This window comes from Staphylococcus schweitzeri (assembly GCF_002902405.1).
GTDB classification, from domain to species: domain Bacteria; phylum Bacillota; class Bacilli; order Staphylococcales; family Staphylococcaceae; genus Staphylococcus; species Staphylococcus schweitzeri.
In genome coordinates, this window is record NZ_PPQS01000030.1 from 29,463 (window position 1) to 44,610 (window position 15,148).

15 protein-coding genes are annotated in these 15,148 nt (G+C 33.1%); 6 read left to right on the forward strand and 9 right to left on the reverse strand.

What is annotated here, in order from left to right:
* Positions 1-45: 45 nt before the first annotated feature.
* The 5 genes from rbsR to CD116_RS06200 all read left to right on the forward strand — a co-directional run bounded on the left by rbsR (position 46) and on the right by CD116_RS06200 (position 4,530).
* On the forward strand, positions 46-1,038 hold the full coding sequence (gene rbsR, locus CD116_RS06180; protein WP_047424514.1) for a ribose utilization transcriptional repressor RbsR: 993 nt from the start codon (positions 46-48) through the stop codon (positions 1,036-1,038).
* Positions 1,039-1,284: 246 nt separating this feature from the next.
* Positions 1,285-2,166 (forward strand): ribose/proton symporter RbsU, encoded by an 882-nt coding sequence (gene rbsU, locus CD116_RS06185; RefSeq protein ID WP_047424067.1) that lies wholly within the window; start codon positions 1,285-1,287, stop codon positions 2,164-2,166.
* Positions 2,167-2,180: 14 nt separating this feature from the next.
* On the forward strand, positions 2,181-2,585 hold the full coding sequence (gene rbsD / locus CD116_RS06190; RefSeq protein WP_047424069.1) for a D-ribose pyranase: 405 nt from the start codon (positions 2,181-2,183) through the stop codon (positions 2,583-2,585).
* 27 nt (positions 2,586-2,612) lie between these two features.
* Positions 2,613-3,530: a ribokinase gene (rbsK, locus tag CD116_RS06195; protein ID WP_047548770.1), complete on the forward strand. Its 918-nt coding sequence runs from the start codon at positions 2,613-2,615 to the stop codon at positions 3,528-3,530.
* A gap of 238 nt (positions 3,531-3,768) precedes the next feature.
* On the forward strand, positions 3,769-4,530 hold the full coding sequence (locus CD116_RS06200) for a class I SAM-dependent methyltransferase (protein ID WP_047548773.1): 762 nt from the start codon (positions 3,769-3,771) through the stop codon (positions 4,528-4,530).
* A gap of 581 nt (positions 4,531-5,111) precedes the next feature.
* On the opposite strand, the gene CD116_RS06205 is transcribed toward CD116_RS06200, so the two are convergent.
* Both CD116_RS06205 and CD116_RS06210 read right to left on the reverse strand, forming a co-directional pair.
* On the reverse strand, positions 5,112-6,545 hold the full coding sequence (locus CD116_RS06205) for a 6-phospho-beta-glucosidase (RefSeq protein WP_047548968.1): 1,434 nt from the start codon (positions 6,543-6,545) through the stop codon (positions 5,112-5,114).
* 18 nt (positions 6,546-6,563) lie between these two features.
* Entirely contained in the window at positions 6,564-7,355 is a 792-nt protein-coding gene (locus CD116_RS06210) for a PTS sugar transporter subunit IIAB (protein ID WP_047548776.1), read from the reverse strand.
* A 141-nt stretch (positions 7,356-7,496) separates the two neighbouring features.
* Between CD116_RS06210 and CD116_RS06220 the strand changes: the two genes are divergently transcribed.
* Positions 7,497-8,201, forward strand: coding sequence for a GntR family transcriptional regulator (locus tag CD116_RS06220; RefSeq protein WP_047548780.1), 705 nt, complete (start codon positions 7,497-7,499; stop codon positions 8,199-8,201).
* Positions 8,202-8,308: 107 nt separating this feature from the next.
* Here CD116_RS06220 and lrgB read toward each other — a convergent pair whose 3' ends face one another.
* The 7 genes from lrgB to CD116_RS06255 all read right to left on the reverse strand — a co-directional run.
* A complete protein-coding gene (gene lrgB, locus CD116_RS06225) occupies positions 8,309-9,010 on the reverse strand; it encodes an antiholin-like protein LrgB (RefSeq protein WP_047424081.1) in 702 nt (233 codons plus the stop codon).
* The gene (gene lrgA / locus CD116_RS06230) at positions 9,003-9,446 is read right to left on the reverse strand and encodes an antiholin-like murein hydrolase modulator LrgA (protein ID WP_051973827.1); all 444 of its coding nucleotides are present in this window, start codon (positions 9,444-9,446) and stop codon (positions 9,003-9,005) included. Before lrgA ends, lrgB begins: the two co-directional genes overlap by 8 nt.
* A 112-nt stretch (positions 9,447-9,558) precedes the next feature.
* Positions 9,559-10,299, reverse strand: a complete 741-nt coding sequence (locus CD116_RS06235; RefSeq protein ID WP_047548785.1) for a response regulator transcription factor LytR — start codon at positions 10,297-10,299, stop codon at positions 9,559-9,561.
* Positions 10,300-10,301: 2 nt separating this feature from the next.
* Positions 10,302-12,056 carry a sensor histidine kinase gene (locus CD116_RS06240; protein WP_047548786.1) on the reverse strand — a complete coding sequence of 585 codons (1,755 nt, stop codon included), beginning with the start codon at positions 12,054-12,056 and terminating at the stop codon, positions 10,302-10,304.
* A 256-nt stretch (positions 12,057-12,312) separates the two neighbouring features.
* Positions 12,313-12,987 carry an iron-sulfur cluster repair di-iron protein ScdA gene (scdA, locus tag CD116_RS06245; protein WP_047548787.1) on the reverse strand — a complete coding sequence of 225 codons (675 nt, stop codon included), beginning with the start codon at positions 12,985-12,987 and terminating at the stop codon, positions 12,313-12,315.
* A gap of 140 nt (positions 12,988-13,127) precedes the next feature.
* Positions 13,128-14,852: a poly(ribitol-phosphate) beta-N-acetylglucosaminyltransferase gene (tarS, locus tag CD116_RS06250; RefSeq protein WP_047548794.1), complete on the reverse strand. Its 1,725-nt coding sequence runs from the start codon at positions 14,850-14,852 to the stop codon at positions 13,128-13,130.
* A 32-nt stretch (positions 14,853-14,884) separates the two neighbouring features.
* Positions 14,885-15,148: CDP-glycerol glycerophosphotransferase family protein (locus tag CD116_RS06255; protein WP_176746601.1), on the reverse strand; the 264-nt coding region annotated here is incomplete at its 5' end.

The following is a 15,148-nucleotide window of genomic DNA, read 5'->3' on the forward strand; positions in this document are numbered from 1 at the left end:
ATATATTTAAAAGATTAATTACAAAACAAAGAGAAGGAATCGATGATGAAAAAAATATCAATTAAAGATGTTGCCAAAGAAGCTGGTGTATCTGTTACTACTGTGTCACATATTTTAAATCATAATGATAGTAGGTTTTCAGCAACAACGATAAAAAACGTACATGCTGTTTCAGAACGTTTAGGCTATGCTCCTAATAAACATGCCAAACAATTACGTGGTAGTAAGATTCGAACTATTGGTGTCATTCTCCCGAGCTTAACAAATCCATTTTTCTCATCACTCATGCAAAGTATCCATGATTATAAACCATCAGATGTTGATTTATGTTTTTTAACGTCTACAGCGCACGAATTATATAATAATGTTAAACATTTAATTGAACGCGGTATAGACGGCTTGATCATTGCGCAATATATTGCTTCTCCTGATACACTTGATAATTATTTAAAAAAGCACCATGTTCCATATGTTGTTCTCGATCAAAATGACCATCAAGGTTATACTGATTTTGTACGCACAAATGAATATCAAGGCGGACAACTTGCAGCACAACATTTAATAAGATTAGGCCACAAAAATATGACAATTGTTGCACCATATAACATGATGGCAAATATGTCTGCACGTGTTAACGGATTTATTGATACTTTACACGCGCATCAATTATCCGAACCCAAAATCATTCATACAGAGCTATCTAAGCATGGTGGTCTAACTATCGTTGATGACATTATGATTAATCCTGCTACTGCGATATTTGCTATTAACGATGAACTCGCCATTGGTATTTTGCGTGGTTTAATCGAACATGGAATTAATATTCCGAAAGATATCTCATTGATAGGTTATGATGACATCGACTATGCTGCTTATGTCACACCACCATTGACTACAATAGCTCAACCAATTACTGAAATTGGTAAAACGTCTTTAAATTTATTACTTCAACGTTTACAACAGTTAGATAAGACAATTGAAATGATTGAACTTCCGACGACATTAAAAATTAGATCCACGACCTCTTCAACTATTTAGCACTAAATGCACATTCATAGTGTACATGCGATATATTTTTGAATCCTTTTCCCTTACCGTTGATTTAACGTTGAGGGATTTTACTTTCTATAAAGTCATTCTAAAATTTAAACGATATTCATTAAAATTCGAAATATGAATTAAACGTTATTAACATTTTATGAAAACGCATGCATTTTGCAATTAAAAGTGTTACGATGGCACTGGTAAAACGTTTTACTAAAATTAAATCGTGAGGTGTATAACATGAGCATTGTTGCTTTACTTATTGGATTGGGACCTTTAATCGGTTGGGGTTTCTTCCCGACAGTTGCATCTAAATTCGGAGGTAAACCTGTAAATCAAATTATCGGTGCCACTGTAGGTACATTAATATTCGCTATTATTTTAGCCATGGTTACTTCGAGTGGCTTTCCTACTGGAGCAAATTTACTGTTTGCCATTTTATCCGGTGCTGGTTGGGGCTTTGGACAAATTATTACATTTAAGGCATTTGAACTTGTTGGTTCCTCTCGTGCTATGCCTGTTACAACAGCATTTCAATTATTAGGTGCATCTTTATGGGGTGTTTTTGCATTAGGAAATTGGCCAGGCATTGGTCATAAAATCATTGGATTCACTGCTTTAATCGTTATCTTAATTGGTGCGCGTATGACAGTTTGGAGCGAACGTAAAGAAGCTGGTAATGCTAAAAATTTACGTCGTGCAGTTATACTTTTGTTAATTGGTGAATTTGGATACTGGTTATATTCTGCAGCACCACAAGCAACATCAATTAATGGATTAACCGCCTTTTTACCTCAAGCTATGGGTATGGTCTTAGTTGCAGTTATTTATGGACTAATGAATATGAAGGAAGAAAATCCTTTCCGTAACAAAATCACATGGTTACAAATTATTTCAGGATTTTTCTTTGCATTTGGTGCCTTAACATATTTAATTTCTGCTCAACCTGATATGAACGGTTTAGCGACTGGCTTTATTCTTTCTCAAACATCTGTTGTACTCGCAACATTAACTGGTATATATTTCTTAAAACAACATAAAACATCAAAAGAAATGGTCATTACAATTATTGGCTTAGTACTCATTTTAGTAGCCGCTTCTGTCACAGTATTTATAAAATAAGGAGTGTTAATTTCATGAAAAAATCGAGCGTTTTAAATGAACATATATCGAAATCAATTGCGACAATCGGACATTTTGACTTATTAACAATCAACGATGCTGGTATGCCAATTCCAAATGATCATCGTCGTATTGATTTAGCTGTCACAAAAAATTTACCACGCTTTATCGATGTATTAGCTACAGTATTGGAAGAAATGGAAATTCAAAAAATTTACTTAGCTGAAGAAATTAAGGAACATAACCCTGAACAATTGCAACAAATTAAACAATTGCTTTCATCTGATATAGATATTGTTTTCATTCCTCACGAAGACATGAAAGCAAATTTAACGCATCCATTAAATAAAGGCAATATTCGCACTGGTGAAATAACACCTTATTCCAATATCGCCTTAGAATCAAATGTTACATTTTAAAAATTTAAAGTTGAAAGGAGTCATACAATGACCAATAAAGTTGTTATTTTAGGCTCTACGAACGTAGATCAATTTTTAACTGTTGAAAGATATGCGCAACCAGGAGAAACTTTACATGTTGAAGAAGCTCAAAAAGCATTTGGTGGCGGTAAAGGCGCTAACCAAGCGATTGCAACTGCACGTATGCAAGCAGATACAACATTTATTACTAAAATAGGAAATGATGGTGTTGCTGATTTCATCTTAGAAGATTTTAAAGAGGCAAATATAGATACATCATACATTATCAAAACTGATGAAGCTAAAACCGGTCAAGCATTCATTACTGTTAATGCTGAAGGTCAAAATACTATCTATGTTTACGGTGGCGCAAATATGACAATAACACCCGAAGATGTCAAAACAGCAAAGGATGCAATTGTTAAAGCGGACTTTATCGTTGCACAATTAGAAGTGCCGATACCTGCAATTACTTCTGCATTTGAAATTGCAAAGGCACATGGTGTAACAACGGTGTTAAATCCCGCACCAGCAAAACCATTGCCTGAAAAACTGTTATCTTTAATTGATATCATCGTTCCGAATGAAACAGAAGCTGAATTATTATCTGGTATCAAAGTAACAGATGAAGCATCCATGCAAGCCAATGCAGATTACTTTTTATCTCTAGGTATCAAAACTGTTTTAATTACATTAGGTAAACAAGGTACATATTTTGCTACACAAGACCATAGCCAACAAATTCAGGCTTATAAAGTTAAAGCTATCGATACTACTGCTGCTGGTGATACATTTATCGGTGCTTTCATTAGTCGTTTAAATAAGTCTCAAGATAATTTAGAAGAAGCTATAGACTTCGGTAACAAAGCCAGTTCGTTTACTGTTCAAAGACATGGTTCTCAAGCGTCAATTCCTCTTTTAGAAGAAGTTAAAAATAAAGTATAAATTTATTAAGCATAGTTGTGATATAAATGCTCAGCCTGTAGCATGATACATTCTTATATCACAACTATGCTTTTTTAATCCTATATAACAAAAAAATTCTATACAACATCTAAGCCTAACAACTCATGTTGTTATAAATATAATGACAATTTTTTGTCATCTTTCTATCTTCCAATTTATCATCTATAAATATGCTATATTAATGATAATTATTATCAATTAAAAAGGAGGTTATTTTATGTCCAAAGAAGCTGGTCATACATTTTTAGCTAAATTAGGAAAAACACGACTACGCCCTGGTGGTAAAGCAGCAACAGATTGGTTAATACAGCAAGGGGAATTTTCAGAAGACACACAAGTGTTAGAAGTAGCATGTAATATGTGCACAACATCCATTTATCTAGCTCAAACATTCGGCTGTCACATTCAAGGTGTGGATATAAACAAGAAAGCATTAGAACTAGCAAAGAAAAAGATTTCCGCAGCGGGTCTTGAATCATATATTCAAGTACAACAAGCGAATGCTATTAAATTGCCCTTTGATGACAATCAATTCGATATTGTTCTAAATGAAGCAATGTTAACGATGTTACCAATTACTGCAAAGGAAAAAGCTTTACGTGAATATTACAGAGTCTTAAAGCCTGGTGGTATCTTACTAACACATGATATCGCCATCATCAATGAAATACATGCCACACATGTGGTTAAATCATTGTCTGCCGCAATTAATGTCAATGTATCACCACAAACGAAACTTGGATGGTTGGATTTATATTACCAAGCTGGTTTTAACGATGTATACTATCATAATGGTCCGATGAGTTTAATGACACCAAAAGGATTGATTTATGACGAAGGTATTTTTGGAACCTTAAAAATCATTAAAAATGCTTTAAACAAAGAAAATCGTTCGATGTTTGGTCAAATGTTTAAAGCTATGACTAAATTGCGTAAAGATTTGAATTACATTACTTTTGTCGCTAAAAAACAACATTAAATATTACGCCCTAACTACACGGTTGTATCTATGTTTGACTTTAAGCATTTTCCGGTACTAATTATCCACTTATTCCTATTGTTACCACCGATTAACAAGGTATTTTTTCTGGGTTAATCTCTACAAATTATCGAGACAATTGCGTTTTTTATGTATTAAAAAAGCAGTAAGAGACAGAAATTGTAAAGAACAACTAATGATTTATTATGTAATGGTTCTTACGCATTTACCCACAGCTTTTGTGTTGGGGCCAGCCAACTTACATTGTCTGTAGAATTTCGAAAAGAAATTCTCTATGTTTAGGGTCCACCCTCGGCAATGTTGACTAGTATTATAAAAGCTTGTTACAAGCGCATGTTTATTCAGTCGAATACTGCTAATATAACATTGTAGCTCCTGAGACATTGTGAAATGCTCCCTTCAAAGTTTTCATTTTTTAAATGTCTACTTTGAAGGGAGCATTTCATTGATTTATGTCCCAAGCTCATAAAAGATAACGAACCCAATATTCTTGCATAGTTAGTGGTATTTTTTTCATAAAGTCACGTCATTGTACCAATAGCTATGCATATATCATAAATTTATAGTTTCTCTCCATTCGTTGCTATTACTTGTTGATACCAATAAAAAGAATCTTTTTTCAATCTTTCCATTGTGCCATGCCCTTCATTATCTCGATCCACATAAATCAAACCATAACGTTTCTTCATTTCACCAGTTGTAAATGAGACAATATCTATAATTCCCCACGGTGTATAACCTATTAAATCTACACCATCTTGGTCTACTGCTTTGATTGCTGCTGCAATGTGTGCTTTTAAATATTCAATACGATAATCATCGTGAATGCGCCCATCTATTACTTCGTCGACAGCTCCAAATCCATTTTCAACAATAAAAAGTGGTAATTGATAACGTTCATACAATACATTAAGTGTATATCTTAACCCGTCTGGATCAATAGCCCATCCCCAATCACTTGTCGCAATATGTGGATTTTCAACGGAGTTGTTTAGACCGCCATTGACGATGTTATTTACAACTGTAGCATCAGCATCATGTTTAACAACTGTAGACATATAATAACTGAAACCGATGTAATCTACTGTACCATCTCGTAAAATTTTGTCGTCCCCTTCTTGCCATCCAATGTCATACCCTTTTCGTGAAAACATTTTTTTAGCATATCCAGGATAATACCCTCTCACCTGAACATCTGGGAAAAAGAATCTTAAGCGATTTGCACTTTGTGCTTCCATCATATCTTTTGGATGACACGAATATGGATAAATCGGTACATGTGAAATCATTGTGCCAATTTTAAATTTAGGATTTATTTCTTTACCAATTTTGACAGCTAAAGCACTTGCTAACAATTCATGATGTGCCACCTGATACAACACTTCTTCTGCATTATCTTCCACAGATAAAGTCACACCCGAATTCGTCCATAAAAAGATAGGATTTGACGTATCCATTTGGTTATTAATCTCATTAAATGTCATCCAATATGTCACTTTATCTTTATATCTTTCAAATACTACTCGCGCAAATCGTACAAAGTAATCCACCACTTGTCTATTTCTAAAACCACCATAATTTTTCGCTAAATGAAGTGGCATTTCAAAATGTGATAACGTCACAACAGGTTCTATTCCTTGCGCAATCAGTTCGTCAAAGAAATTGTCATAAAACGCAAGGCCTTCTTCATTAGGTGTTTCTTCGTCACCATCTGGAAAAATACGTGTCCATGCAATAGACGTACGTAAACATTTCAATCCCATTTCTTTAAATAAAGCAATATCTTCTTTATATCGGTGATAAAAATCAATACCTTCATGATTGGGATAATACTGATTCGGATCAATGAAATCAGTAATTTGACGAGGTTTGCCATGTGCACCACTAGTCATAACATCAATGACACTTAGCCCCTTATCACCTTTATCATATCCACCTTCGAATTGATTCGCAGCTAGTGCACCACCCCACATAAAGTTTTTAGGTAATTTCATTTTCATTACAATACACTCCTAATTTTTAAATATTTTAAAAATAACATCTTCAGTCGTTATAATTTCATTCATTGTTAGTTCAACTTTGCCAAAGTCTGAAGAATTACTAATCACAACAATAACGTCTGAATTATAACCTTGTTGTTCAATATAATTTTGATTAAATTTTAAAAGTATTTGACCTTTATTAACATAGTCATCTTGATTCACAAGACATTCGAACCCTTCACCGTTTAGTTTAACTGTATTGACTCCAATATGAATGACTAAGTCAACACCTTCTTCTGAATGAATTCCAATGGCATGCTTGGTTGGTACTGTCATTGAAACTGTACCAGTAAACGGAGATATGATTTTAGACATATCATGCGCCTTAATCGCTAACCCTTCGCCTACCATTTTTTCTCTGAAAATTGAATCTCTAACTTCTTTTAGCAAAATACGACGTCCTGCAATTGGGGCTTTTACTAATATAGGTGTTGTCACTTTTATAGTTGCTGTTTGCTTGGTCTCTTGAGTTTTCGCGTTATTATTTTCTGAATCTGATTGAGATTTGTCTTTCTCAATTAATAGCTGTAGCTGTTTATAAATATCTTCAACATTTTCTTTAAACATGATGATAAACTGCTCATCATTTTCCTCAATAGCTTTCACACCAGCTATCTGCTTTACTTCATTTGCAGTAGAAGGAATAGCATGATTCATTTGAATCATTATACGTTTTGTATCTCGCGAAACATTAATCACATTTTCAACGCCACCAACAGCTGTAAGAATATCTTGTGCTTGCTCGATATGTGCATTACTCATGATTATTATCCCCCTTATGAAAACGTGAAATCGTTTACTTAATTTAAGTATAATTGTACCGGTTCAATTTGTAAATACCGATACATTTATAATATTTCATGCTATAATAATCACAATTGAAAATGAAATGAGGATAAAATATTGCTAAAGTATGAACATATTGCTAAACAACTTAATGTATTTATACATCAATCTAATTTCAAACCTGGCGATAAATTACCAAGTGTAACTCAGTTAAAAGAACGTTATCAAGTTAGTAAAAGTACAATCATCAAAGCATTAGAATTATTAGAACAAGATGGAATGATATATCAAGCACAAGGTAGTGGCATTTATGTTAGAAATACTAAGGATGCAAATCGTATTAATGTTTTTAAAACGAATGGGTTTTCTAAAAGTTTAGGTGAAGACCGTATGACAAGTAAGATACTAGCTTTCGAGGAAATACATACGCCGCCTCAATCTGTAAAAGAGGAATTACAGTTAAATGAGGGCGAGACTGTTTACTATTTAAAGCGATTACGTTATGTAGATAATGACATTTTATGTATTGAGTATTCTTATTATCATAAAGCTATTATTAAATATTTAACTGCTGATATTGCTAAAGGTTCTATATTTGACTATTTAGAATCACAAATGAAGCTACGTATCGGCTTTTCAGACATTTTCTTTAACGTTGATAAACTCGATGTAGAAGAAGCTAATTTACTACAATTATCGAAGGGCGAACCTTGTTTACGTTATCATCAAACATTTTATACAATGACTGGTACACCTTTCGACTCCTCCGACATTGTATTCCATTATCGCAACGCACATTTTTATATTCCTAGTAAAAAATAATACATACATAAAAACGTCTATATTCCAGTTATAAACCGGAGCATAGACGCTTTTTTACGATAATAACAATGGCTCAAATTGCTATTATCTTGCTTAGGTTTTAATTATTAGAAGAATATTGCTACAAAGACAGGCACAACTGCTACAACAACCACACCAACAAGTACTAAAGCAATACTTGCCATTGATTCCTCTACAGGTCCTAATTCTTTTGCTGGTGCTACACCTAATGTGTGACCACTTGTTCCAAGTGCTAATCCTCGGGCAATAGGGTTAGTAATTCGGAAAAGCTTCAAGAATTTATTACCTAGGGCATAAATAATGACACCATTTAAAATAACTGCTAATGATGTTAATTCTTTTATACCACCGATACCAGCTGATACTGGTAACGCAATCGCTGTTGTTGCTGCTTGTGGTAACATTGATAAAATAACATCATTCGCAAATTGTATTAATTTCGCAAAAGTTAAAATAATTAATAACGCTACAACTGTACCAATACCAATACCTCCGATGATACGATGCCAATGCTTAACTAGTACATCACGCTTTTTATATAAAGGAATCGCAAAACAAATTGTCGCTGGTTCTAGGAAGAAGAAAATAATGTCTCCACCTATTTTGTATGTTTTATATGGAATACCTGTTAAATAGAGGAATGCCACACCAAATACCATACTGACAAATAGCGGTGCAAATAAGAAGAAACGATTTGTTTTTTCAAATAATATCGTCGCTAAGAAAAATGGTATAACGGATAACAAAATTCCGAAATAGGGTGTGTTCAATGCTAAATGGTTAGTCATGAGCTTGTGCCTCCTCTATTTTGAGCTTTTTTGTGACTTTGTCACCTTTAGATCTCGAAGTAAGTTTCATAATAATTTGTGTGACATAGCCAGTACAAATAAGTAATAGTATTGTTGAGATGATAATTAACCCGATGATTAAAAATGGTGCTTGACTAATAACACCTAAAGAGTTAACAACTGAAATACCGGCTGGTACGAAGAGTAAGCCAATGTTATTTGTTAGTGTCGTTCCTACTTTTTCAACTTCGCCTAATTTAACAGCACCAGTACATAACAAAACAAATAATAATACTAGACCGATAACTGATGCAGGCATAGGAATTGGCATAAATGATTCAATTATTTTCGATACAAAGAGTACTAATGCTATTACAATGACTTGGTGAAAAAAGTGAGCTGGTTTTGATGCGTCTTTTTGTTGTTTCACGACCATTGCCTCCTACGTTTGATTTAACTAAAGTATAGATGGCTTACATGAATTTGCGTGAATTTTAGTCTGAAATACAAAATATCATAGGTAAAATGCATAAAAAAAAGGATTACTGTTAAAGTAACCCTATCGACGCTTTAAATTCTTTCATAAACGAACGCCCAACTTGCATTTTGACACCATTTGTCAGTATTACCATATATGTGTAGTTAAACCATTGCTGCACTTCTTTAATGTGCTTTGTATTAATAATATATGATCGATGGATGCGCAAGAAATATGATGAATTCAATCTTTTTTCATAACGATTCAATGGTTCTGTTGTTTCATACTTATTATTCGTAGTATGTATGGTTGTAATGCCATTATGCGTACCAATACCGATAATATTTTGTTGCTTGAGCATATGAATTTTATCATCAATTTCAACTGGTAAACTTTGATCAAAATTCGCAGACATATCATTAATAATTGCACTCGTGGTATTGTCACCTTTCGACTTGGTCGCACGTACTTTATTGACTGCTTGTTCAATGCGCTTTTGACCAAATGGTTTTAAAATATAGTCTGTGGCATTTAATTCAAATGCTTGTACTGCGTATTGATCATGTGCAGTTGCAAAAATAATCGCAGGTGGCTCTTTCATCTTTTGAATTTTAGCACCTAATTCTATACCATTTTCGTCCATTAAATTCACGTCTAAAAATATAATGTCATATTGATTGATAAGTAATGCTTCCAATGTTTCTTTCACATTTTCCGCCTCATTGATTTCTTCAAATCCACCAATTTCATTAAGTAAATAGGTCAATTCATTACGCGCTAATGGCTCATCATCTATGATTAACGCTTTCATATTTATTCCTCCTCTTGCCTTTCATAAGGAAGTACACACCAAAAAGTGGTACCGCTTGATGTCGATTCAAATTGTAATGCTGCGGACTTTCCAAATAATCCTTTTAGGCGTAAGTTTAAGTTTTCTAAAGCACTACCAGTTCCAGATTCTGATTCTACAGATGTTTCTCCCAACAAATGCATTTTATCTTTAGAAATACCTTGGCCATTATCTTGTACTATTATGCAAACATGTGACGCATCTTCTTTAATAACTGACACATCAATGTCGTTGCCTTTTTTTCGATTCGTAAACGCATGCTTAATTGCATTTTCAACTAATATTTGAATTAAAAATGGCGGCACGAGAACGTGATGATATCGCTCCTCAACATTAATGTTAATGTTGAACCTTCCTGGATATCGTGCTTGTTCCAATGATAAGTATGAGCGAACTTGACTTAACTCTTTGTCCAAAGTAATTGTATGTTGCTTTGATCCCTGTAAGTTTGCTCGGAAAAAGTAACTCAGTTCTAATAATAATTCACGTGCCTTTTCACTATTAATTCTAACTAATGCAGAAATTGTATTAATTGAATTAAAGAAAAAGTGTGGGCTAACTTGTGCTTGCAATGATTTAATTTCTGCATCTTTCAATAATTTACTTTGTGTTTCTGCCTCGCCTAGCTCAATTTGACTACTAAAAATATTAGCTAAACCTTCAGCTAGTTGACGCTCAACAAATGTTAAATCATTAGGATTAGTAAAATACATTTTCAAAGTACCCACAATTGAACCATGCATCTCAAGTGGTATCACAATAGCTGCTCTAAGCGGGCAATTAGGATGGCTACAGCCAATTTCTTCTCTTGTATGCACTTCTTTTAAACGCCCCGATTTTAATACATCTTTAGATAAGCTAGTTAATATTTCATTGGTTGGAATGTGATGATCACTGCCTGCACCAACATGAGATAAGATTTCATTTTTACTAGTAATCGCTACTGCAGATACTTTCATTAAATCTTTGATAATCATGGCAATTTGCTGAGCTGATTCTCTATTTAAACCTTCTTTAAAATAAGGTAATGTTTGATTCATTAATTGCAACACGTCATGAGTTTGCACAGCTTTCATTTGTTCTTCTTGTTTCAATGTTGAAATAATAATAGACATGAAAATAGCTGTACCCACACTATTCACTATAATCATAGGTAAAGCGATTAGTGAAATAAGTTCAATAGCATATGCTTTGTCATGTGAAAATGTTAAGATACTTAACATCTGAATTACTTCCATAAAAATACCTATCATGGCACTTTTCGCGATACTTGGATAACGTTTACGTCTCTGTGCTTGTAAACCATAATATCCAGCGATAATACCGATAAACAATGAAGAAATTAAATAAACTTGTGCATCAGCGCCACCCATATAAACTCTAAAAATCCCTGAAATAATACCTACAAATAGACCTACAAAGGGACCACCTACTAAACCTGCGACACCAATCGTTAACACACGTGTATTGGCTAAGGATACATCATCATCTAAGCGAAAATACACGCTACCAGATAAACTATGCTGATGATCAATGACAATACCTGTTAAATTAGACATTAAAGCAAATAGACTAAAAATGATGCATAACTGCCAACGTGCTTTCCATGTACGTCGACGATTCATTAAATTTTTAAAATACGGTATATTCATCAACACATAGGCTAAAATAATAATTAAACCTACACGTTCAAGTAATAACATTGTTAGCGATAGCACGACAGCACCTCAGTGAATTTTTAATTATGTTTATTTTATCACAATAGTACATGTAAAATTCATGAATAAATTATTAAAAAAATACGCTAACATCTAATTATCTATAGCATCTAAATTTTAAATCAGTTCTTTTTCTAAGCTATCAGTTGCTCTTGATTAATAAGTTTTTTAACTGCCATTACATTATTTTCATTATAAAGAAAACTGCTGACCTTATTTTGCCAACAGTTTTAAATCGTATTTAACTTATATTTACTTAAGATACTTTTTTAAATAATACGTGATTCTCTAAATGCACGTGCTCATGTGTTAATACTTCAAGTGCTTTTAACCTTTGATAAACAAGTCGCCAAGTGCCACATGCCTCAATCGGTGGTTCATAGCTAGATGTTAATTCACTCATTTTTACTAACAATTGCCCCGTTACAATGTGGTCTGATACTAAGTCATTAATCACTGCATTAATATCATCTACTTCTTCACCTTGCTCAAATTTAATCAATTTTGGAAAATCGACGTCGTCTTCTTTTTGCATATGCTCTAACATGCCATTTTTAAACGTATCATATATTTCTTTTAACTCGACTAAATATGGATGATTAGGTCCGTGTACTTTCGATAACTTCGTCACGTAAGGTGTTAAGTTTTTAAATTCTTCTCTAAGAGGTTCATGGTACGCTGATTGAATATATTGGATAAGTGACGAAACATTTAAAAATTTAGGATTTAACGAACCTGGTGTATTCGTTTGTTCAACTTCATTGAGACGCTGTAATAACACGTCCAAATTCACGTTTTTCTTTTCTAAGGATGCTGTTTCTATACTTACTTGCCCACCACAACAAAAATCTATTCCCACACTTCTGAAAATATCAGCTGCTTTCGGATAATCAGTTACTACATCTGCAACTATGTCATTTTTATTTATCATTGATATATAACCTCCTCATTTCTAGTGTATACAATTAAATGTATATGAAAATGAAAAGTGGGGAAATGTCATAATCATGTCATAAACAGCAAAACAAAACCCTCAAATCCTGTTAGTTTACAAAGATTTGAGGGATTTTATTATTTATTTAGTGAATAAGTTACGTGTGCAGTGTTTATCTTAACAATATTTTTGAAGTCTCGCTTCTTAATGTCTTTGCTAAGCAATATTTCCACTTCATTGTCTGACGTTTGACTTAACATTCCCATAATCATGTCATCTTTTAGTACGACACTTGCTATACCTTCTTCAAATACATAACCTCTATCAATACCGGTTAAGATAATTTTATTTTTACCTTTTAACTTCATTGATATTGAATCCGCTAATGTAATAGCAGTAAAGTATAATGAAATGTTATTAAAGTCTTTTGTGAAATACGGTGTTAATCTATAAAAATCATTATTTAAATGAATCAATGCACTTGTTTCAGCAGGATAAGCATATTTATTACGTTGGTTACCTACACGAACCTCGAATACTTCTGTACCTATTTGGACTTCTAAAAAAACATCCCATATTTTTTCTTTAGGTAAATAGGCTTTAATGTCTTCTAACATGATGTTAAAACGATATTGTTTATTCGCATTAACACTTAAAGGCACATACATTGTATGTTTCTTGTTTCGTGAATGTAACTTAAGTCTGACATCATAATGTCCTTCGCCTATCATAAATTCATTTAAAGTTAGTTCTGTAACGATTTTATGGTTATCAAATTTAAAGGCTGTCATTTTAACTTTCGGTTTAGCAATATCAATACCTTCAAAGAATGGTTCACCTTCATTGAATTGAATATTTAATTTGCCATCTACTATATCAAAATGATAATACTGCCCTTGACGATAACTTTCTTCTACCGTTCTATAATTATCGATATCTTTGGCTCTCGCATAGTGTAATAATGGGCGTAATTTGCTTAACACTAATGCATCTACGCGTTCAGGCACTGCTTGTATAAAATCACCTAACGCATTAATCCATTGTGGTTGGTCTTCCAACTTAACTTTAAGTGAAAAACCATTCGTACGTGAAAAACTAAAATGACGATTTAAAAATTCTGCTAAGATTTGATCTTTATGTGATTCTTCTAAATCAGCGTTTAGAATTTCTAATGTAATCAATCGCATTACTTCATAAAAGTCTTCTGGCGAAACATATGCACTACTCATATGTTCTCCTTCACGTTTAGTAGCATAGTAATATGCTTTATCACTTAACACACTAATTCGATTCGCATTTAAATATGCTTTCATAGTAAAAAGTTGATCTTCTGCACTCTTTAATTCTTCTGGAAAATAAATGTCATTATCTTTTAGTAAAGCTGTTCTATAGATTTTGGTTGGGCTTAAAGTATAGATAATTCTTGAATTTAACAAAGTGACTTCCGGTGCTGTTTCTTTAAACATTGATTGTGGTACACCACGACCATTGACACCTTTCATTTTAATCAATAATACATCAGAGTTATGTTCATCAATAAATGCTGCTGCATCCTTCAATGTCTCTTTGTTAATGTAATCATCAGAATCCACAAATAATACAAATTCACCTTCTGCTTGTCTTAACGCCACATTTCTCGGTTTACCTGGACCTCCTGAATTTGTCTCGAGTTGACTTACTTTCATGTTCAGTTTATTACGATACTTTTCAACTATTTGTAACGTTTGATCTGTTGAACAGTCATCAACAACAATCACTTCAAAATCAGTTTTCGGAAAATCTTGTTTCGCAAGGCTATTAAGCAATTCTGTTATATATTTTTCTGAATTGTATGTCGGAACTATTACTGAAAATTTTACCATTATACCTCTCCCACTGTGACCAATATATAAACTTAGCTACCAAATAAATTTCTAACTAAACGTTCACTTGATCGGCCATCTTGATATTTAAAATGTTTATCTAAGAACGGAATAACTTTTTCTCCTTCATAATCTTCATTATCCAGGGCATCCATCAAGGCATCAAATGATTGTACAATTTTTCCTGGAACAAATGATTCATAAGGTTCATAGAAATCACGCGTTGTAATGTAATCTTCTAAATCAAATGCATAGAAAATCATTGGCTTTTTAAATACTGCATATTCATATATTAA